Annotated in this window: 18 protein-coding genes; 5 read left to right on the top strand and 13 right to left on the bottom strand. The window is 62.6% G+C overall.

What is annotated here, in order from left to right:
* The first annotated feature begins 3 nt into the window (after positions 1–3).
* Entirely contained in the window at positions 4–3,048 is a 3,045-nt protein-coding gene (locus tag HU760_RS05450; protein ID WP_186675119.1) for a multidrug efflux RND transporter permease subunit, read from the top strand.
* Between the two features lie 88 nt (positions 3,049–3,136).
* Here HU760_RS05450 and HU760_RS05445 read toward each other — a convergent pair whose 3' ends face one another.
* From HU760_RS05445 to colR, 5 genes are all read right to left on the bottom strand, one after another.
* Positions 3,137–3,370 carry a hypothetical protein gene (locus HU760_RS05445; protein WP_186675120.1) on the bottom strand — a complete coding sequence of 78 codons (234 nt, stop codon included), beginning with the start codon at positions 3,368–3,370 and terminating at the stop codon, positions 3,137–3,139.
* Complete coding sequence (locus HU760_RS05440) at positions 3,367–4,068, bottom strand: lipopolysaccharide kinase InaA family protein (RefSeq protein WP_186675121.1); 702 nt, start codon at positions 4,066–4,068, stop codon at positions 3,367–3,369. Before HU760_RS05440 ends, HU760_RS05445 begins: the two co-directional genes overlap by 4 nt.
* A gap of 6 nt (positions 4,069–4,074) precedes the next feature.
* Entirely contained in the window at positions 4,075–4,758 is a 684-nt protein-coding gene (locus tag HU760_RS05435; RefSeq protein ID WP_186675122.1) for a class I SAM-dependent methyltransferase, read from the bottom strand.
* 107 nt (positions 4,759–4,865) lie between these two features.
* Positions 4,866–6,170 (bottom strand): sensor histidine kinase, encoded by a 1,305-nt coding sequence (locus HU760_RS05430; protein ID WP_186675123.1) that lies wholly within the window; start codon positions 6,168–6,170, stop codon positions 4,866–4,868.
* Positions 6,160–6,843 carry a two-component system response regulator ColR gene (gene colR, locus HU760_RS05425; protein ID WP_186675124.1) on the bottom strand — a complete coding sequence of 228 codons (684 nt, stop codon included), beginning with the start codon at positions 6,841–6,843 and terminating at the stop codon, positions 6,160–6,162. The genes HU760_RS05430 and colR overlap by 11 nt, the downstream gene beginning before the upstream one ends.
* 181 nt (positions 6,844–7,024) lie before the next feature.
* Here colR and HU760_RS05420 point away from each other — a divergent pair, with 181 nt between their 5' ends.
* Positions 7,025–7,753, top strand: a complete 729-nt coding sequence (locus tag HU760_RS05420) for a phosphatase PAP2 family protein (protein WP_186675125.1) — start codon at positions 7,025–7,027, stop codon at positions 7,751–7,753.
* A gap of 99 nt (positions 7,754–7,852) precedes the next feature.
* On the opposite strand, the gene groL is transcribed toward HU760_RS05420, so the two are convergent.
* From groL to HU760_RS05395, 5 genes are all read right to left on the bottom strand, one after another.
* Positions 7,853–9,493: a chaperonin GroEL gene (gene groL / locus HU760_RS05415; RefSeq protein WP_170032376.1), complete on the bottom strand. Its 1,641-nt coding sequence runs from the start codon at positions 9,491–9,493 to the stop codon at positions 7,853–7,855.
* Between the two features lie 47 nt (positions 9,494–9,540).
* Positions 9,541–9,834 carry a co-chaperone GroES gene (locus HU760_RS05410; RefSeq protein ID WP_003260750.1) on the bottom strand — a complete coding sequence of 98 codons (294 nt, stop codon included), beginning with the start codon at positions 9,832–9,834 and terminating at the stop codon, positions 9,541–9,543.
* A gap of 249 nt (positions 9,835–10,083) precedes the next feature.
* The gene (locus HU760_RS05405; RefSeq protein ID WP_186675126.1) at positions 10,084–10,545 is read right to left on the bottom strand and encodes an FxsA family protein; all 462 of its coding nucleotides are present in this window, start codon (positions 10,543–10,545) and stop codon (positions 10,084–10,086) included.
* A 67-nt stretch (positions 10,546–10,612) separates the two neighbouring features.
* A complete protein-coding gene (locus HU760_RS05400) occupies positions 10,613–11,344 on the bottom strand; it encodes a HugZ family pyridoxamine 5'-phosphate oxidase (RefSeq protein WP_186675127.1) in 732 nt (243 codons plus the stop codon).
* A gap of 143 nt (positions 11,345–11,487) precedes the next feature.
* A complete protein-coding gene (locus tag HU760_RS05395) occupies positions 11,488–12,498 on the bottom strand; it encodes a DUF481 domain-containing protein (RefSeq protein ID WP_186675128.1) in 1,011 nt (336 codons plus the stop codon).
* Positions 12,499–12,649: 151 nt separating this feature from the next.
* Here HU760_RS05395 and HU760_RS05390 point away from each other — a divergent pair, with 151 nt between their 5' ends.
* The gene (locus tag HU760_RS05390; RefSeq protein ID WP_186675129.1) at positions 12,650–13,003 is read left to right on the top strand and encodes an MGMT family protein; all 354 of its coding nucleotides are present in this window, start codon (positions 12,650–12,652) and stop codon (positions 13,001–13,003) included.
* 43 nt (positions 13,004–13,046) lie between these two features.
* Entirely contained in the window at positions 13,047–14,594 is a 1,548-nt protein-coding gene (locus HU760_RS05385; protein WP_186675130.1) for an AmpG family muropeptide MFS transporter, read from the top strand.
* A 69-nt stretch (positions 14,595–14,663) separates the two neighbouring features.
* Here the strand turns inward: HU760_RS05385 and HU760_RS05380 are convergent, their stop codons facing one another.
* From HU760_RS05380 to HU760_RS05370, 3 genes are all read right to left on the bottom strand, one after another.
* The gene (locus HU760_RS05380; protein WP_186675131.1) at positions 14,664–15,908 is read right to left on the bottom strand and encodes an MFS transporter; all 1,245 of its coding nucleotides are present in this window, start codon (positions 15,906–15,908) and stop codon (positions 14,664–14,666) included.
* Between the two features lie 133 nt (positions 15,909–16,041).
* The gene (locus HU760_RS05375; RefSeq protein WP_186675132.1) at positions 16,042–16,884 is read right to left on the bottom strand and encodes a mechanosensitive ion channel family protein; all 843 of its coding nucleotides are present in this window, start codon (positions 16,882–16,884) and stop codon (positions 16,042–16,044) included.
* A gap of 113 nt (positions 16,885–16,997) precedes the next feature.
* Positions 16,998–17,483: a YajQ family cyclic di-GMP-binding protein gene (locus HU760_RS05370; protein WP_170032394.1), complete on the bottom strand. Its 486-nt coding sequence runs from the start codon at positions 17,481–17,483 to the stop codon at positions 16,998–17,000.
* A gap of 100 nt (positions 17,484–17,583) precedes the next feature.
* Between HU760_RS05370 and HU760_RS05365 the strand changes: the two genes are divergently transcribed.
* Positions 17,584–18,501, top strand: coding sequence for a putative 2-dehydropantoate 2-reductase (locus tag HU760_RS05365; RefSeq protein ID WP_186675133.1), 918 nt, complete (start codon positions 17,584–17,586; stop codon positions 18,499–18,501).
* Positions 18,502–18,504 lie beyond the last annotated feature (3 nt).

The raw sequence follows: 18,504 nt of genomic DNA, 5'->3' as shown, positions 1-18,504 counted from the left end.
GGCATGGCATTCACCGACCCGTTCATCCGTCGCCCGGTGCTGGCCAGCGTGGTCAGCCTGCTGATCCTGTTGCTGGGCTTCCAGGCCTGGAACAAGCTGCAGATCCGCCAGTACCCGCAAATGGAAAACGCCCTGATCACGGTCACCACCGCCTACCCCGGTGCCAACGCCGAAACCATCCAGGGCTACATCACCCAACCATTGCAGCAAAGCCTGGCCAGCGCCGAAGGCATCGACTACATGACCTCGGTGAGCCGGCAGAACTTCTCGGTCATCTCCATCTACGCGCGCATCGGCGCCGACAGCGACCGGCTGTTCACCGAGTTGCTGGCCAAGGCCAACGAGGTGCGCAACAAGCTGCCTCAGGATGCCGAGGATCCGGTCCTGAGCAAGGAAGCCGCCGATGCTTCGGCGCTGATGTACATCAGCTTCTACAGCAAGGAAATGAGCAACCCGCAGATTACCGACTACCTGTCGCGGGTCATCCAGCCCAAGCTGGCCACCCTGCCGGGCATGGCCGAGGCAGAAATCCTCGGCAACCAGGTGTTCGCCATGCGTATCTGGCTCGACCCGGTGAAACTGGCAGGCTACGGCCTGTCGACCAGCGACGTGACCACTGCCGTGCGCCGCTACAACTTCCTCTCCGCCGCCGGCGAGGTGAAGGGCGAGTATGTGGTCACCAGCATCAACGCCAGCACCGAGCTGAAGTCGGCCGAGGCCTTCGCGGCCCTGCCAGTCAAGACCAGCGGTGACAGCCGCGTACTGCTGGGCGATGTGGCGCGGGTCGAGATGGGGGCGGAAAACTACGACACGGTCAGCTCATTCGACGGCACCCCGTCGGTGTACATCGGCATCAAGGCCACCCCGGCGGCCAACCCGCTGGACGTGATCAAGGAAGTACGGCGCATCATGCCCGAGCTGGAAAGCCAGCTGCCCTCGGCGCTGAAGGTATCGATCGCCTACGACGCCACGCTGTTCATCCAGGCCTCCATCGACGAAGTGATCAAGACCCTCGGCGAAGCGGTGCTGATCGTCATCGTGGTGGTGTTCCTGTTCCTCGGCGCCCTGCGTTCGGTGCTGATCCCGGTGGTGACCATCCCGCTGTCGATGATCGGCGTGCTGTTTTTCATGCAGATGATGGGCTACTCGCTCAACCTGCTGACCCTGCTGGCCATGGTGCTGGCCATCGGCCTGGTGGTGGATGATGCCATTGTCGTGGTGGAGAACATCCACCGGCACATGGAAGAGGGTAAGTCGCCGTTCGATGCCGCCCTCGAGGGTGCCCGCGAAATCGCCATGCCCGTGGTGTCGATGACCATCACCCTGGCGGCGGTGTATGCGCCGATCGGCTTCCTTACCGGGCTCACCGGCGCACTGTTCAAGGAGTTCGCCCTGACCTTGGCCGGTGCGGTGATCATCTCCGGTATCGTTGCCCTCACCCTGTCGCCGATGATGTGCGCGCTGCTGCTGCGCCAGGAACAGAACCCCAGCGGCCTGGCGCATCGCCTCGACGTGCTGTTCGAGCGCCTCAAGGTGCGCTATCAGCGCCTGCTGCACGCCACTCTCGACAGCCGGCCGGTCGTGCTGGTCTTTGCCGTGATCATCCTGTGCCTGATCCCGGTGTTGCTGAAGTTCACCCAGAACGAACTGGCGCCCAACGAGGACCAGGGGGTGATCTTCATGATGAGCAGCTCGCCGCAAACGGCCAACCTGGATTACCTCAACGCCTATACCGACACGTTCACCCCGCTGTTCAAGACCTTCCCCGAGTATTACTCGTCGTTCCAGATCAATGGTTTCAATGGCGTGCAGACCGGTATCGGTGGCTTCCTGCTGAAACCGTGGAACGAGCGCGAGCGCACGCAAATGGAACTGCTGCCGCTGGTGCAAGCCAAGCTCGAGGAAATCGGCGGCCTGCAGATCTTCGGTTTCAACCTGCCATCGCTGCCCGGCACCGGCGAAGGCCTGCCGTTCCAGTTCGTGATCAATAGTGCCGGTGACTACCCTGCCCTGCTGGAAGTTGCCCAGCGCATCAAGGCCCGCGCCCAGGAGTCGGGCAAGTTCGCCTTCCTAGACATCGACCTGGCGTTCGACAAACCCGAGGTAGTGGTGGACATCGACCGCGCCAAGGCGGCGCAGATGGGGGTGTCGATGGACACCCTCGGCGGCACCCTGGCGACCTTGCTGGGCGAGGGGGAAATCAACCGCTTCACCCTCGAAGGTCGCAGCTACAAGGTGATTGCCCAGGTCGAACGGCCTTACCGCGACAACCCCGGCTGGCTGAACAACTACTATGTGAAGAACGACCAGGGCCAGTTGCTGCCCTTGTCGACCCTGATCACCCTCAGCGATCGCGCCCGCCCGCGCCAGCTCAACCAGTTCCAGCAACTGAACTCGGCGATAATCCAGGGTGTGCCGATGGTCAGCCTCGGCGAGGCACTGCAGACCGTGCAGGGTATCGCCCGCGAGGAGGCCCCGGAGGGCTTCGCCTTCGACTATGCCGGGGTAGCTCGCCAGTACGTGCAGGAAGGCAGCGCATTGTGGGTGACCTTCGGCCTGGCGTTGGCGATCATTTTCCTGGTGCTGGCGGCGCAATTCGAAAGCTTCCGCGACCCGCTGGTAATTCTGGTGACGGTACCGTTGTCGATCTGCGGCGCATTGCTGCCGCTGTTCCTCGGCGTATCGAGCATGAACATCTACACCCAGGTCGGGCTGGTGACGCTGATCGGCCTGATCAGCAAGCATGGCATCCTGATCGTCGAGTTCGCCAACCAGTTGCGTGAAGAAATGGGCCTGAGCGTACGTGAGGCGATCGAGGAAGCCGCGGCGATTCGCCTGCGGCCGGTGTTGATGACCACGGCGGCGATGGTGTTTGGCATGGTGCCGCTGATTCTGGCGACCGGGGCGGGAGCAGTCAGCCGTTTTGACATAGGTACGGTGATTGCCACCGGCATGTCGATCGGTACGCTGTTTACCCTGTTCGTGTTGCCTTGCATCTACACCTTGCTGGCGCACAAGGAGGTGGCCAGGGAGCCATCGGTTGCCTGAACCGGCCTCTTCGCGGGCAAGGCAGATACACAAATGCCAGAGGCCCCGCAATCGCGGGGCCTCTGGCATTTCTATCTACTGCCGGGATTCAACCAAACGGCCGCAACCCCTGGCGCATACCGAACAGGAACAACAGCAGGTCCTGATCCGGCGCGACCTTGGCCTGCTGCTGCGGTTTCACTTCCCGCGGCAACACGCACTGGTCGGCCATCTCGGCCTTGCTGAACACTGTCGGCCTCGGCTCTTCCCATGCAGCCACCGCCACGGTGGTCACCGCCAGGCCAGCTACCAGAAACAAAGCTCGAGTAATTTCTAGTTTCATTGCTCTAACCCTTTGACAGCGCTGCCAAACGCCATCTGGTAAAAATAGAGCAAGGTTTGCCACTCCGCGTCGTTCAACGACGAATGGCGGCGCAGCTGGCGCAGGTCATTGCCCGCTGCACGCTGGCAGCTGATGCGCCGCCGGCACTTTTCCAGGTCCAGCAACGCGACCTCGACCCGTGCCTGCTCGCCCTCGCCAATCACCTTGACGAAGACATGCTTGCCATACAGGCAACCGTGCTGCCAGTGGCCCAGGTGCATGCGCGCCAGGTTGTCCGCCAGGTCCTTGAGCATGCGCTCATGCACCACCTGTGGATAACGCTCACGGGCACCTTCGGCATGCCAGGTGTCGAGTTCGACGAAACCGTCGAGTGCTTCACTTACCAACAGCGCACGCCATTGATGATCGGCATCGCGCTCGGCACCACAGAAGACGATGCGCGGCACGCGCACACCCAACTGCTCGAAACTGTTCAACGCATCGAGTTCGCGCAATACGGTCGGCCGGCCGAAAGGGTGCAGCAAGCTGCGGTAGATATGCCCGACCTGGCGTTTGGCATACAGCAGCTTGCCATCGGCATCGTTCAGGCGTTGCACGCCACTTTCACCACCACGCCGCTGGTTTGGCTCCTCGACCCACTCGCCTTGCTGGCGCCAGTAAAAATCGAACCGCGACTCCCCTTTCTGGGCTACAGCCATCAAACACTACCCCTTACGCAATACATACACTCGCCACATGGCATAGAACGGCAGGAAGTCGAGGCGTTCCTGGATTCTGAAACCGGCGGCCTTGAATTCTTCTTCGACCGTGTCGGCCGGTAACACGAAACGGTTCTGGTAATTGTCCTGCTCGGCTTTGCGGGCCCTGCGGCGCTGCTCCAGCTTTTTCCGGCGCCAGGCCTTGAAATTACCATCCACCCACAATGACAGGATCACACTATCACGGCTAACCCGTTGAAATTCCGAAAGAATGGTCTTTCTGTGGGCCGCTTCGCCAATATGGTGGAACAGCCGCATGCAGAAAATGCTGTCTACCGAGTTGTCCGGCAGGTCGATGGCAAACGCCGAAGTCTGCAAGGGGCGTACCCGAGCCACTACCTCTGGCGGTTGCGCGGCACAGGCTGTCTCGATCATCGCCTCGGAATTGTCGGCGCCAATGATTACCCGGTTGGGCTTTTCGGCCAGCAATGGCCAGAAACGGCCGGCACCGCATGGCAGGTCGAGGACCAGGCCAGGCTCACCCGCCAGTGCCAGGGCGCGACGCGCCAGTTGCTCATCTCGCTTGTGGGAAAGGCGTCGCGCCAAGCCATCCTGATGTTTGAGAAAGTACTCACGGGCGTGTTCTTTGTCGTACTTCTCGGAAAATTCAAGCTTGATGGGACTACGCATTGGGCATCTCCTGACTCCATTCCACCCACATTAGGCAAGCGAGCGTAGGAATCAGGTCATACCCATGTGAAAAAAACGTCATTTGCCGATGGAGCTGTTACAAAGGTTTACTCTGCCTCAGGGTCGCCCTTTGCCGCGGTATTGCTCAGGTCCACGTGGAACCGGCAGCCATGCGGCAAGGTCGAGGTCAGGGTGACCTGCCACCCCTGGTCGTCGCAGATCCGCTGCACCAGCGACAGGCCCAGGCCCAGGCCCTCGCCACGCCGCTCATCGCCGCGCACGAATGGCCGGAACATGGCTTCGCGCTGCTCTTCGGGAATGCCCACGCCACTGTCCTCGACACTGAAACCGTTGGCTTCGAGGCTCAGGCGGATATAGCCACTGTCGGTATAGTGCGCAGCATTGCGCAACAGGTTGCCCATCACCGACTGCAGGAAGGTGGCGTTGTACAGCACCGGGCTGGCACTGACGCGTCCGTCGAAATACAGGGCCAGGCCCTTCTGCTCGATGGTGTCACGCCACACTCCGACCAGTTCGTCAGCCACTTCATGAAGGGTCGCGCGCGACGCTACCGCGCCTTCGTCGCGCTGCGCCCGAGCCAGCATCAGGAAAGTCTTGACCAGTTCGCGCATTTCCTCTGTAGCCCGTGCCACACGCTCCACCTGGCTGCGTGAGCGGGCATCGAGGTTGGGGTTTTCCATCAGCAGTTCGCATGAAGTGGCCAGCACCATCAATGGCGTGCGCAGCTCGTGGCTGACATCACTGGTGAACAGCCTTTCCCGGGTCAACGCGTCACGCAGGCGGCCCAGGGTATCGTCGAACGCCACCGCCAGTTGGCCGACTTCGTCGGCCGCATAGTCCGGCGCCAGTGGTGGGGCCAGGCCCAGCAACTGGTCACGATGGCGCACCTGGCGCGCCAGGCGAATCACCGGCGCCATCACCCGGCGCGCCACCAGCCAGCCGAGGATCACTGCCAGTACCAGGCTGAGCACGAAGCCCACCACCACCACGGCGAACAGCAAGCGCTCGCGTTCTTCGAAGTCGCTTTGGTCCTGCAGCAGGACGTAGCGGCGGCCATCGACGATCTCGACCATGGCGTGGTACGACAGCTGGTCGCGGAACACCTCGTGGAAGCCCCGGTCGAGGTGGCGCAGGTCTTTGGGCAGCTCGAAGTCGTCACGCCCGCCGCTGAAGTAGAACAGCTGGTCGGGCCGCGGCCGGTGGCTCCAGTCACTGACGCTGTCCATGCGCAGCAGGCGCTGCAGGTCACCGCCCAGAACAGAGGAAATCAGCCGTTCCTCGACCAGATGCACGGTACCGACGATGCCAAAGGCGAAGGCCCCGGCCACCAGAGCACTCATCAGGGCAAAGGCGATGATGATGCGCTGGGCAAGGCTTTGCTTAAACTCCATCGCGGCCCTCGGCGAGGCGGTAGCCGACGCCATGGACGGTGTGCAGCAGCGGTTTTTCGAACGGTTTGTCGATCACCTGGCGCAGCTGGTGCACGTGGCTGCGCAGGCTGTCGCTGTCGGGGCAGTCATCGCCCCACAGGGCTTCCTCCAGCACTTCGCGGCGCAATACGTGCGGGCTCTTCTGCATCAATACCGCGAGCAGCTTGAGGCCCACCGGGTTGAGCTTGAGCAGGCGCCCCTGGCGGGTGACTTCAAGGGTGTCGAGGTCGTAGCTGAGGTCAGCCACCTGCAGGGTGCGGCGACCACCGCCCTGGGCGCGGCGCAGCACCGCTTCGATGCGTGCGGCCAGCTCCGACAGGGCAAACGGCTTGAGCAGATAATCGTCAGCGCCGGAGCGGAAGCCCTGCAGGCGGTCATCCAGCTGGTCGCGGGCAGTGAGCATGATCACCGGCGTGTCGCGACGGGCATCTTCGCGCAGACGTTTGCACAGGGTATAGCCGTCGATGCCGGGCAGCATGATGTCGAGCACGATCAGGTCGTAGTGTTCGGTGGCGGCCAGGTGCAGGCCGGACAGGCCATCCTGCGCGCAGTCTACGGTGTAGCCTTTCATGCTCAGGTAATCGGCCAGGTTGGCCAGGATATCGCGGTTGTCTTCAACCAAAAGAATGCGCATCGGTTTCTCCTGTGCGGCGCTTCTCGCTGTGGCGCGGCAGGCGCAGCTTAAGGCCTATGCCTGCAGGGTGCCAGCCCTACGAAGAATTCACCGACCTTGACGGTTTTTTCACTGATCCTTCACGGACACAGGATAGCGGGCAGCCGACAATGCCCGATCTTTTTCGCGTCCTGGAGCCGCCATGCAGCATCGAAGCCATCCTCGCCCCATCAATTTCTGGCTGTACCTGGGCCTGCCCCTGGCAACCGCGCTGGGCTTGATCCTGCTGGAACTGACCTCGGTCGACATGGACATCGCCAACCTGTTCTTCGACCCCATTGCCGGGCAGTTCATCGGTCGCCACAGCTATCTGCTGGAAAATATCCTGCATGACCGGGTCAAGCAGGGGGTGATCCTGCTTGGAGTGCTGTCGTTGGTCACCTTTGCCGCAAGCTTCTTCTGGAAGCGCCTGTTCGGCTGGCGTCGCGAACTGGGCTGTCTGGTGCTGGCGCTGGGCCTGTCCACGGCGTTCGTCACGCCACTGAAAAAGGTGACCCAGGTGCAATGCCCGTGGAGCCTGACCCAGTTTGGCGGCAGCGAAACCTACAGCAAGCTGCTGGAACCCCGTCCGGCGACCGACAAGCCCGGGCTGTGCTGGCCGGGCGGGCATGCAGCGACCGGGTTCTGCCTGTTCGGCCTGTTCTTCATGCTGCGTGACCGCAAACCGCGGTTGGCCCGGGCAGCATTGGCGCTGGCCTTCGTGGCCGGGTCGGTACTGTCGCTGGGACGGATGATGCAAGGGGCGCACTTCCTGTCGCACAACGTCTGGACGGCGGTGTTCTGCTGGTTGATCGGGTTGGGGTCGTATTACCTGGTCCTGTATCGGCGGGGGGCGGCCGAGGTGCCTGCCGTGGAGCGCAGCGTCGCCTGAACCGGGGCCGCCTTGCGGCACCATGGCCCTCACAGGCAAAAAAAAAGCCCCGGTTCTCGCGAACCGGGGCTTTCTGTTGGTGCAGGGGGAAAGGCTGGCTTACATCATGCCGCCCATGCCACCCATGCCGCCCATGTCAGGCATGCCAGCAGCTGGCTTGTCTTCCGGCAGGTCGGCAACCATGGCTTCGGTGGTGATCATCAGACCGCCGATCGAAGCAGCCGCTTGCAGCGCCGAACGGGTGACCTTGGCTGGGTCCAGGATACCCATCTCGATCATGTCGCCGTATTCGCCGGTAGCAGCGTTGTAACCGAAGTTACCCGAACCTTGCTTGACCTTGTCAGCGACAACGCTTGGCTCGTCGCCGGCGTTGGCAGTGATCTGGCGCAGCGGCGCTTCGACAGCGCGACGCAGCAGGGCGATACCGACGTTCTGGTCTTCGTTGTCGCCTTTGAGGTTGGCAATGGCCGCCAGCGAGCGAACCAGGGCCACACCACCGCCAGGCACCACGCCTTCTTCAACGGCTGCACGGGTAGCGTGCAGGGCGTCTTCAACGCGGGCTTTCTTCTCTTTCATTTCAACTTCGGTGCCGGCACCAACCTTGATCACGGCAACACCGCCAGCCAGTTTGGCCAGACGCTCTTGCAGCTTCTCACGGTCGTAGTCCGAGGAAGTTTCTTCGATCTGGGCACGGATCTGCTTGACGCGTGCTTCGATCTCGCCGTCGGCGCCAGCGCCGTCGATGATGGTGGTGTTTTCCTTGGACAGGATGACGCGCTTGGCGTTACCCAGGTGCTCCAGGGTAGCGGTTTCCAGGGACAGGCCGATTTCTTCGGAGATGACCTGGCCGCCGGTCAGGACGGCGATGTCCTGCAGCATGGCCTTGCGGCGGTCGCCGAAGCCCGGAGCCTTGACCGCAGCAACCTTGACGATGCCGCGCATGTTGTTGACCACCAGGGTAGCCAGCGCTTCGCCTTCGACGTCTTCGGCAACGATCAGCAGTGGACGGCCGGCCTTGGCAACGGCTTCCAGTACTGGCAGCAGCTCACGGATGTTGGAGATCTTCTTGTCGACCAGCAGCAGCAGCGGGCCTTCCAGCTCGGCAACCATGGTGTCCGGCTTGTTCACGAAGTACGGCGACAGGTAGCCACGGTCGAACTGCATGCCTTCAACGACGGACAGTTCGTTTTCCAGGCCCGAGCCTTCTTCGACGGTGATCACGCCTTCTTTACCGACTTTTTCCATGGCTTCGGCAATGATTTCACCGATGGAGCTGTCGGAGTTGGCAGAAATGGTACCTACCTGGGCGATGGCCTTGGAGTCGGCACATGGCTTGGACAGGTTCTTCAGCTCGGCGACGACGGCAGCAGTGGCCTTGTCGATGCCGCGCTTCAGGTCCATCGGGTTCATGCCGGCAGCGACGGCCTTCAGGCCTTCGTTGACGATGGCCTGAGCCAGGACGGTAGCGGTGGTGGTGCCGTCACCGGCAGCGTCGTTGGCCTTGGAAGCAACTTCCTTGACCAGCTGGGCGCCCATGTTCTCGAAGGCGTCCTTCAGTTCGATTTCCTTGGCGACGGAAACGCCGTCCTTGGTGATGGTCGGCGCGCCGAAGCTCTTGGCCAGCACCACGTTGCGGCCTTTCGGGCCCAGGGTGGCTTTTACTGCGTCAGCCAGAACGTTGACACCAACCAGCATTTTCTTACGAGCGGAATCGCCGAATTTTACGTCTTTAGCAGCCATGATCGTTTAATCCTTGAAATTCTGGAGTAACGGGAAGTCGGGGGAAATCAGCCTTCGATTACGGCGAGGATTTCGTTTTCGGCCATGACCAGCAGGTCTTCGCCATCGACTTTCACGGTGTTGCTGCCCGAGTAAGGGCCGAAAACCACTTTGTCACCCACTTTCACTGCCAACGCGCGAACTTCGCCGTTGTCCAGGATGCGACCGGTGCCGACGGCGACTACTTCGCCGCGGTTTGGCTTTTCAGCGGCCGAACCCGGCAGGACGATACCGCCAGCGGTTTTCGATTCTTCTTCGCTGCGACGGATAACGACGCGGTCATGCAGAGGACGAAGCTTCATTGTCGATCTCTCCCAAATTGTGGTTTTCATCGGCCGGTGTCGACACCGGCGGGTTGATGCTGTCCGGCGTAGCCGGAAGGCAGCTCGCGCAGGGCGAACCGCCTGAGTAATGTCTGGTGTTGCCACCAGAAACCTTGCGGTGACCACATACATGAGGCCGCCATATTCAATTACAAGGCTTGCTTCAGAAAATTTTTCATTAGCGTCTTGGCCCGCAAAAAGCTGGGGCCGCTTTGCGGCCCCCGGTCATTACTTGTCGCGGCGCTCGTACTCGCCTTCGATCACATTCGGGCGGTGGTCGCCATCACGCGGTCGGGCCTGGAACGGGTCGTCCTGGAAGGCGCGCTGGCGCATGGCCTGAGCCTCGGCACGCTCACGCATCTTGCGGGCGGCCAAGTGACGGGTGAATGGCAGCAGGCACAGCAGGCCCAACACGTCGCTGATGAAGCCTGGCAACAACAACAGGCCACCACCGACGGCCAGCATCATGCCCTGGAACATGTCCTCGGCGGGCAATTCGCCACGCTGCAGGCTTTCCCGCGCGCGCAACGCAGTGGCCAGCCCGGCCACCCGCATCACCAGTACTCCCAGAGCGGAACCGGCGATGATCAACAGCAGCGCCGGGAAGAAACCAATGGCGGCGCTGACCTTCACGAAAACGAACAGCTCCAGCACGGGAAACAGGAGAAACAGCAGTAGAAAAGCACGCATCAAAGCATTCCTCGGCGGAAGAGAACCTTCCTGTAAGACCAACAGATGGATGCGTGCGCTCGGCTTTTCAACCCTCGGCGCCCATCACAACCGGCCACTGGTCGGCGCGCGCCAGCAAAACCAGGGCTTCGCGGACTTGTGTCGGCGTGTTGCAGGTGCCCGGGAAAGGCAACCAGTACACCGCCTGGCCAATACGCAAATGCATGCCCTCGCTGTCCACACCGACCAGTGACGCCGGTGCATGGCGGGGCAAGTGGGTCAGTTCCACGTAATGGGCAATGGCGTTGGCGTGGTCACTGTTCATATGTTCGACCATGCTCGCCTCGGCCTTGCCGGCGAACGGGTTGGCCAGGGTTACCTGGTCAAGCCAGTGGATCGCGCCGAAGCCGCCGATGTAGCGGTGACGTACAGGTTGCAGCACCCAGAAATCGAAATCGTGGGCCTTGTGGTAGTTGCCTGCGTCCGGGAAGTAACGGTAGTAGCGTTCGGCGGCGGCCTCGATGACGGCCTCGTCCTCCAGCTTGTGCGCTTCGGCCATTACCGTCAGGCGCCCCACCGCTTGTACGTCCTCGGCCTCGCGCTCACCGACCAGCAGCGAGCATTTAGGATCTTTCTGCAGGTTGTGGGTGTGCTGGGCGATGCGGCTGATGAGGATCAGCGGGTTGCCCTCGGCGTCCAGGCAGTACGGCACGACCGAGCCGAACGGGTAACCAGGCATCGACCTGGAATGGGTCGAGAGCACGCCGCGGTACTCCTTGAGCAGCAGTTCCCGGGCGGGGCGGATGGCGGTGGTACTCACTGGGCGGGCTCCTGGCGGCAGGTTGGGTGGCCACACGATAGCATTTTCAGGTCCCGTGCCAATGGGCTGCTGCGCAACCCATCGCGATACAAGCCCGCACCTGCAAGGGGACCGCGTGCCTGCTGCACTGCGCCCCCGGCGATTTACCAGGTCACGCCGAAGCCTGCTGTATAGCGGGTCTTGTCCAGGTCACTCTCACGCGTACCGGTGATGATGTCCTTCTCTGCCTTGAGGTTGAGCGAGGCCCACTCGGTCACCTTGTAGCGCAGGCCAACCTCGGCATCCAGCGCATAATCGGCCACCCCGCCCAGCGGCTTGGCGAACTCGCCGTTGGTGAATAGCTGCACATTCTTGCCGATCAGGTAACGGGTGTAGTCCCACTTCAGCGCCGCCGAATAGAAGTTGTCCTTGGCCCCATCCTGGTATTCGAAGTCGGTGCGGTTGATCAGTGAACCCAGCGAGAACGCACCCAGTTCATCATCCCAGAACTGATAACCCGGGCCGGTACCCACGGTGCGCTGGCGGGCCAGGTCTTCGACGTGGTCGCGCTTGTATTCCATGCGCCCTTGCCAGAACCATTTCTCGGTGAGGAAGCGGTCCAGGGCGTACTCGGCGCTCCAGTTATTGGTGGTGGTGACGTCGTCCTTGGTCTCGCGGTTGTATTCGCCTTCGGCATTGTGCCGCCAGCGACCGTGGCGGGCACTGGTCTTGAAGCCGACGTCATAGTCGTCGGTATCGTTCTCCGCGCGTTTGTAGTCCAGCGCCACGTCGACGTTGCCCTTCCACACGAAATCCTCGACCAGCGGCTTGGGCTTCATGATCTGCTCGATGCTGGCCAGCTCCACGGTCTTCGGCGCCTCGCCATTGGCCAGGGTTACCTTGCCGGGCTCGGCAGCCTTCAGCGACTTGGCCCGCTCACCGTTGTAGGCGTCCTGTTTGACCAGCAGCTCCTGGTCACTCTCCAGGGTCTGGACCTGCTTCCAGTCCAGGGCGATGGAACCGCCATAAGGGGTTTCCAGCAGCAGCTTGCCGCCATCGAAGACTTTGATCTTGCCGCTGAGCCGGTCACCGTTCTTCATCCACACGGTGTCGGCGAACACCGGCGAGGCGCACAGGGAAACAGCAAGCAGAAACAACAAGGATCTAGAATACATAAACGCACTACGGGTTCGATTTGACAAAAAAGCCGGGCATTATCCAGATACCGACAACCAGAGCAAGGACAGACCGGCAGCCTGCCGTTGAGTTCAACTCTCATTTATCGCACCGTCGGTCCGGTTTCATCTGCCGCCCAAGGAGGGCCTGATGACTGTTGCATATGAGCACGCCCTCGACGACGCCGAGGGCCGACGAATGGCGCTGTATTCGGTATTGGGCCAAGTACCCGCCGGCAAGGTGGTGAGCTATGGTCAACTGGCCGAGCTGGCCGGGCTTGGCCGGGCGGCACGCTGGGTCGGGCGCACCCTCGGGCAACTGCCCTCGGACACTCGCCTGCCATGGCACCGGGTGCTCGGTGCGGGCGGCAGGCTGAGCCTGGCACTGGGTACCCCGTCGGGGGATGAACAACGGGCGCGGCTGCGCGCGGAGGGTGTGAATGTAACCAACAATCGTGTGGATATGACGCGCCATGGCTGGCGCCCGATGGAGCACAGCGGTTAGAGTGCGCGTTTTGTTTTCGCAAACTTGAGGCAGATGTTGGCCCATGCCCCGTAAAACCTGGCGCGCTGCGCTTGCTGCCTATGCCAGCCCGTCAACCTTGGTACTTTTGCTACTCGGCTTCGCCGCCGGTCTGCCCTACATGCTGGTGTTCTCCACCCTCTCGGTGTGGTTGCGCGAAGCGGGCGTGGCCCGCGAGACCATTGGTTACGCCAGCCTGATCGGCCTGGCCTACGCCTTCAAGTGGGTGTGGTCGCCGCTGCTCGATCAATGGCGCCTGCCCCTGCTCGGCAGCCTGGGGCGTCGTCGGTCCTGGCTGCTGCTGTCGCAATCGCTGGTGGTGATCGGGCTGGTCGGCATGAGCCTGTGTGACCCACAGCAGCACCTGTCCTGGCTGATTGCCCTGGCGGTACTGGTGGCCTTCGCTTCGGCGACCCAGGACATCGCCGTCGACGCCTACCGCCTGGAAATCGCCGATGACCAGCGCCAGGCTGCGCTCGCCGCCAGCTACATGGCCGGCTACCGGGTAGCCGCCCTGCTGGCGACGGCGGGCGCCCTGTTCTTCGCCGAGTGGTTCGGCTCCACCGGCTTCAGTTACCTGCACAAGGCCTGGGCCGGCACCTACGTCATGTTCGCGGTGATGATGCTGCCTGCAGTATTCACTACCCTGATCATGCGCGAACCGCCCGTACCCATGCGTACCCAGTTGTCGGCAGCGCGCTATGGGCTGGTGCACCAGCTGGCGTCGGTGTTCGTGCTGATCATCCTGCTGGTATCGGTACCGGCCAGCTTCACCCAGATGTTCAACACCGGCTGGGCCAGCGTCATCTCAGGTGATGCCAGCCCCCTGGACCTACTGCTCGAAGACCGTGCCTTCCTGCGCCTGATCCTCTATGTACTGCTGACCTGGGCATGCCTGTCGAGCCTGGGCCGCCGCGGCCTGGCCCCAGTCCTGACCCCGGTGAACGACTTCATTGCCCGCTACCGCTGGCAGGCTTTGCTGTTGCTCGGCCTGATCGCCACGTATCGCATGTCGGATACGGTGATGGGCGTGATGGCCAACGTGTTCTATATCGACATGGGCTTCACCAAGGACCAGATCGCCAGTGTCAGCAAGATCTTCGGCCTGATCATGACCCTGGTCGGCGCCGGGGTTGGCGGCCTGCTGATCGTACGCTTCGGCATCATGCCGATCCTGTTCATCGGTGGTGCAGCATCGGCGGCTACCAACATCCTGTTCCTGATGCTGGCCGACATGGGCCCGAACCTGCAGATGCTGGTGGTGACCATTTCGCTGGACAACTTCAGCTCCGGCCTGGCCACCTCGGCCTTCGTCGCTTACCTGTCGAGCCTGACCAACCTGAAGTTCTCGGCAACCCAGTACGCCTTGCTCAGCTCGATCATGCTGCTGTTGCCGCGCCTGATCGGCGGCTATTCGGGGGTCATGGTGGAGAAGTTCGGTTACCACGACTTCTTCCTGATCACCGCCTTGCTGGGCGTACCGACCCTGATCCTGATTGCGCTGCAGTGGCGCCAGGAGGCTGGGCCGGGCAAACCGGTGGCAGCGGAAAACTCAGCAGCCGAGCGGCCCTGAGAGAGCTCTACAGTCCGACCCGAGCTCTTCGCGGGCTTACCCGCGAGGAGCTCGGGTCAGACAAAAAGATCATTCGGCAACAGCCCCTGCCCCAGGCCGCTGCCCCACCACGAACCACAACGGCCACAGCGCCAGTACCCCCGCCACACCTGCCGCCAGGGCAAAATGCAGCAAACTGGCGCCGGCGCCAATCATTGCCAGCAGCGCGCCGCCCAACCCCAGCAAGGCAATGGTGATCATCCCCAGCATGGCCGAGACCAGGCCCTTGCTCTGCTCACTGGCGAATAGTGTCATGCGATACAGCACCGCATTGGCCACGCCCAGCCCCAGCGCATACAGCGACATGCCTGCCACCACGCTGCTCACGCTCGGCCAGTACCAGGTCGCCAGCACCATCAGGCCCAGGCCGGCCAGATATGGCCACAGCGCGCCACGCACCAGCGACGCTAGCGGGTAACGCTCGGCGATACGGTTGATGATCAGGTTGCCCAGGATCAACCCGCCAAATACCGGCAGTTGCCACAAGGCGTATTCCAGTGTGCTCAGCCCCTCATCGTGGATCAGCAGCACCGGCGACAAGCCGATCCAGGCAATCAACGGCAGGCCGACCAGGCCCAGGGCTGCGCTACCAGCGACAAAACGGCGGTTGGCCAGCAACTGGCCGTAGCCGGCCAGCAGCGGCAACAGGTGAATCGGCGTGAATGCCAGGCGCGAACCGTCCCGGCGCTCCACTCCCAGGGTTTCCGGCATCAGCCGGTACAGCAGCAGCCAGGCCAGGACCGCGCCCACGGCAAAGGCGACGAACAGCCAGCGCCAATCCAGCCACTGCAGCAACAAGGTACCCACCAGCGGCCCGAGCAGGGGCGACAACAATGCGATATTGGCCAGCAGCGCCATCATGCGCACGGCGTCTGCCTCGCTGAAGGCTTCGTTCAGGGCCGGGTAGCTGACCGTGACCACAAAGCCCAGGCCAATGCCCTGCAGCAGGCGCAACAGGTTGAACAGGCCGATGTTGTCGACCCAGAAGGTTGCCAGGCAGGCCAGGCCAAAGCAGGCACAGCCGGCCAGCAGCAACGGGCGCCGGCCATAGCGGTCGGCCAGCGGGCCGATCAGCCACTGCAGTACCACCCCACCCAGCAGGTACAGGTTGAGCGCGTGGGGAATGTATTCGGGGCTGGCGTTCAGGTCGCCGATCACCACCGGCATGGCTGGCATGACCGCGTCGCTGGCCAGGTAGGTGAGCAGCTCGAACAGGGCCAAGGTAAGGCCGAACAGCAAGGCACGCAGGGGAGTGATGTACAGCAGTGGTTTCATGATGGCGTATCGGGTGTGGCAGGTGGGTCAGGCTATATGCCAGAAATGACCCGGTGTTGCTGTGAACAAGTGTAACCAGGGTGCAGAAAAGACAGGGGCCGCTGTTGCGGCCCCGGTCGATGACAACACGGTGTTACTGCGCTGCAGTCTCCTGCACCACACGAATCACCCGCTGCGGGAACGGAATGTCGATCCCTTCGGCCTTCAACCGGTCGCGCGCATGCTCGTTGAGCATGAACATCACGTCCCAGTAATCGGCGGTCTTGGTCCACAGGCGCAACGACACGGTAATGGCGCTGTCGCCCAGGGTAGCGACCACCGCTTGCGGCGCAGGGTCCTGCAGCACGCGCGGGTCCCGCGCCAGCTTCAGCAGCACGTTGCGCGCCTTCTGCAGGTCGGCCTCGTAATCCACGCCCACATCGAACACCACCTTGCGCGTCGGCTGGCGGTTGGTGTTGGTGATGATGCCGTTGGACAGGCTGCCGTTAGGCATGATCACGGTCTTGTTGTCACCGGTGCGCAGCACGGTATGGAAGATCTGGATGCTGTCGACGGTGCCGGCCACGCCCTGCGCCTCGATCCAGTCACCGATGCGGAACGGGCGGAACATCAGAATCAGCACGCCACCGGCGAAGTTCGCCAGGCTGCCTTGCAAGGCCAGGCCGATGGCCAGGCCGGCGGCACCGATGGCGGCCACGAACGAGGTGGTCTCGATACCGATCATCGACGCCACGCTGACCAGCAGCAGCACCTTCAGCACGATGTTCGACAGGGTGCTGATGAAACCCTGCAGCGCCAGGTCGGCGTTACGCAGGCCGACCAGCTTGCCCAGGCGGGCGCTGACCTTGTTGATGATCCACCAGCCGACCGCCAGGGTCAGCAATGCCAGCAGCACACGGCTGCCGTATTCCATGATCAAGGGAATCCAGGTCTGCGATTGGCGGACCAGCTGATCGACTTCAGCGTTCAAATCCATATTCATCTCCTGATGCCGAGCGGCAAGTACACGGTAGAACAGGCCGCGCATGTTTGCGCAGCCCGGGCCCCATGGACATCATTTCGCCATCCGGGTTCCGGGTGGCACTTGCATCAGTCGCGGAAGTTGTTGAACTGCAGCGGCATGTCGAATTCCTTGGTCCGCAGCAGGGCGATGGCTTCCTGCAGGTCGTCACGCTTCTTGCCGGTAACGCGTACCTGCTCGCCCTGGATGGCGGCCTGCACCTTCAGCTTGGCGTCCTTGATGGTGGCCACGATCTTCTTCGCCAGGTCCTTGTCGATGCCTTCGCGGAACTTGGCCTCCTGTTTCTTTTCCTTGCCCGAGGCGTAAGGGTCCTTGGTTTCCAGGCACTTCACGTCGATCTTGCGCTTGACCAGCGCCAGGCGCAGGATTTCCAGCATCGCTTCGAGCTGGAACTCTTCCTCGGCGGTGAGCATCACGGTCTGCTCCTTGTCCTTGAACTCGAAGCTGCCCTTGCCCTTGAGGTCGTAGCGGCGGTCCAGGTCCTTGATGGCGTTGTCGACCGCGTTCTGCACTTCGTGCTTGTCCAGTTCCGATACCACGTCGAACGAAGGCATGGTTGTTCTCCCAAAATAAAAGCGCGCTCAGGCTGAAGATGGAGCGCGCTGGGTTTGACGGTTAAAATGCGGGCTCATTATAACGGGTTGCGAAACGCATATGAGCAGCACCTGGCATATTCTCGGCGCCGGTAGCCTGGGCAGCCTGTGGGCTTGCCGCCTGGCGCGCGCGGGCAAGGCAGTGCGCCTGATCCTGCGCGACGGGCAACGGTTGCAGGCCTACCAGCAGGCTGGCGGCCTGACCCTGGTGGAACAGGACCAGCCGCGCCACTACGCCATCCCGGCCGAAACCGCGCAGGCCCATGGCCCGATCCACCGCCTGCTGGTGGCCTGCAAGGCCTACGACGCCGCCGCGGCGATTGCCGGCGTGGCCGCACGGCTGGCCGACGACGCCGAGGTACTGCTGCTGCAGAATGGCCTGGGCAGCCAGGACGAGGTCGCCGACCTGGTCCCGCGCGCACGCTGCATCTTCGCCTCCAGCACCGAAGGTGCGTTTCGCGAGGGCGACTGGCAGGTACGGTTTGCCGGCCACGGTTTCAACTGGCTGGGCGACCCGCGCAACCCCGCGGTCCCGGCCTGGTTCGATGACCTGCACGAAGCCGCCATCCCTGGCGAATGGACGGTGGACATCCTCACCCGCCTATGGCGCAAACTGGCGCTCAATTGCGCGATCAACCCGCTGACCGTGCTGCACGACTGCCAGAACGGCGGGCTGCTGGGGCACCTGGACGAAGTGGACGCACTGTGCGCCGAGCTGGCCCAGCTGCTGCGCCGCTGCGGTCAGCCGCAGGCAGCGGTGGAACTGAACGAGGAAGTCCAGCGGGTGATCGTCGCCACCGCAGCCAACTACTCTTCCATGTACCAGGACGTTCGCGCCGGCCGCCGCACCGAGGTGCATTACCTGCTCGGCCATGCCTGCCGCGCCGCCGGCCGGCATGGCCTGCAACTGCCAGCGCTGGAACGCCTGCAGCAGCGCCTGGTCGATAACCTGCGCCTGCGTGGTTTGCCCTGCGACTGACGC

The organism is Pseudomonas oryzicola (assembly GCF_014269185.2).
Taxonomy (GTDB): Bacteria; Pseudomonadota; Gammaproteobacteria; order Pseudomonadales; family Pseudomonadaceae; genus Aquipseudomonas; species Aquipseudomonas oryzicola.
The sequence above is the reverse complement of the archived record's forward strand: the minus strand, read 5'-3'. Positions and strand labels throughout refer to the sequence as shown.

Excerpts from the sequence above, each read along its gene's own strand:
- HU760_RS05435 (WP_186675122.1), bottom strand. The coding sequence starts at position 4,758 with ATGCGTAGTCCCATCAAGCTTGAATTTTCCGAGAAGTACGACAAAGAA.
- HU760_RS05410 (WP_003260750.1), bottom strand. The coding sequence starts at position 9,834 with ATGAAGCTTCGTCCTCTGCATGACCGCGTCGTTATCCGTCGCAGCGAA.
- HU760_RS05385 (WP_186675130.1), top strand. The coding sequence starts at position 13,047 with ATGCCCCGTAAAACCTGGCGCGCTGCGCTTGCTGCCTATGCCAGCCCG.
- HU760_RS05370 (WP_170032394.1), bottom strand. The coding sequence starts at position 17,483 with ATGCCTTCGTTCGACGTGGTATCGGAACTGGACAAGCACGAAGTGCAG.
- HU760_RS05440 (WP_186675121.1), bottom strand. The coding sequence starts at position 4,068 with ATGGCTGTAGCCCAGAAAGGGGAGTCGCGGTTCGATTTTTACTGGCGC.
- HU760_RS05445 (WP_186675120.1), bottom strand. The coding sequence starts at position 3,370 with ATGAAACTAGAAATTACTCGAGCTTTGTTTCTGGTAGCTGGCCTGGCG.
- groL (WP_170032376.1), bottom strand. The coding sequence starts at position 9,493 with ATGGCTGCTAAAGACGTAAAATTCGGCGATTCCGCTCGTAAGAAAATG.
- colR (WP_186675124.1), bottom strand. The coding sequence starts at position 6,843 with ATGCGCATTCTTTTGGTTGAAGACAACCGCGATATCCTGGCCAACCTG.
- HU760_RS05390 (WP_186675129.1), top strand. The coding sequence starts at position 12,650 with ATGACTGTTGCATATGAGCACGCCCTCGACGACGCCGAGGGCCGACGA.
- HU760_RS05405 (WP_186675126.1), bottom strand. The coding sequence starts at position 10,545 with ATGCGTGCTTTTCTACTGCTGTTTCTCCTGTTTCCCGTGCTGGAGCTG.
- HU760_RS05395 (WP_186675128.1), bottom strand. The coding sequence starts at position 12,498 with ATGTATTCTAGATCCTTGTTGTTTCTGCTTGCTGTTTCCCTGTGCGCC.
- HU760_RS05380 (WP_186675131.1), bottom strand. The coding sequence starts at position 15,908 with ATGAAACCACTGCTGTACATCACTCCCCTGCGTGCCTTGCTGTTCGGC.
- HU760_RS05365 (WP_186675133.1), top strand. The coding sequence starts at position 17,584 with ATGAGCAGCACCTGGCATATTCTCGGCGCCGGTAGCCTGGGCAGCCTG.
- HU760_RS05450 (WP_186675119.1), top strand. The coding sequence starts at position 4 with ATGGCATTCACCGACCCGTTCATCCGTCGCCCGGTGCTGGCCAGCGTG.
- HU760_RS05420 (WP_186675125.1), top strand. The coding sequence starts at position 7,025 with ATGCAGCATCGAAGCCATCCTCGCCCCATCAATTTCTGGCTGTACCTG.
- HU760_RS05430 (WP_186675123.1), bottom strand. The coding sequence starts at position 6,170 with ATGGAGTTTAAGCAAAGCCTTGCCCAGCGCATCATCATCGCCTTTGCC.
- HU760_RS05375 (WP_186675132.1), bottom strand. The coding sequence starts at position 16,884 with ATGGATTTGAACGCTGAAGTCGATCAGCTGGTCCGCCAATCGCAGACC.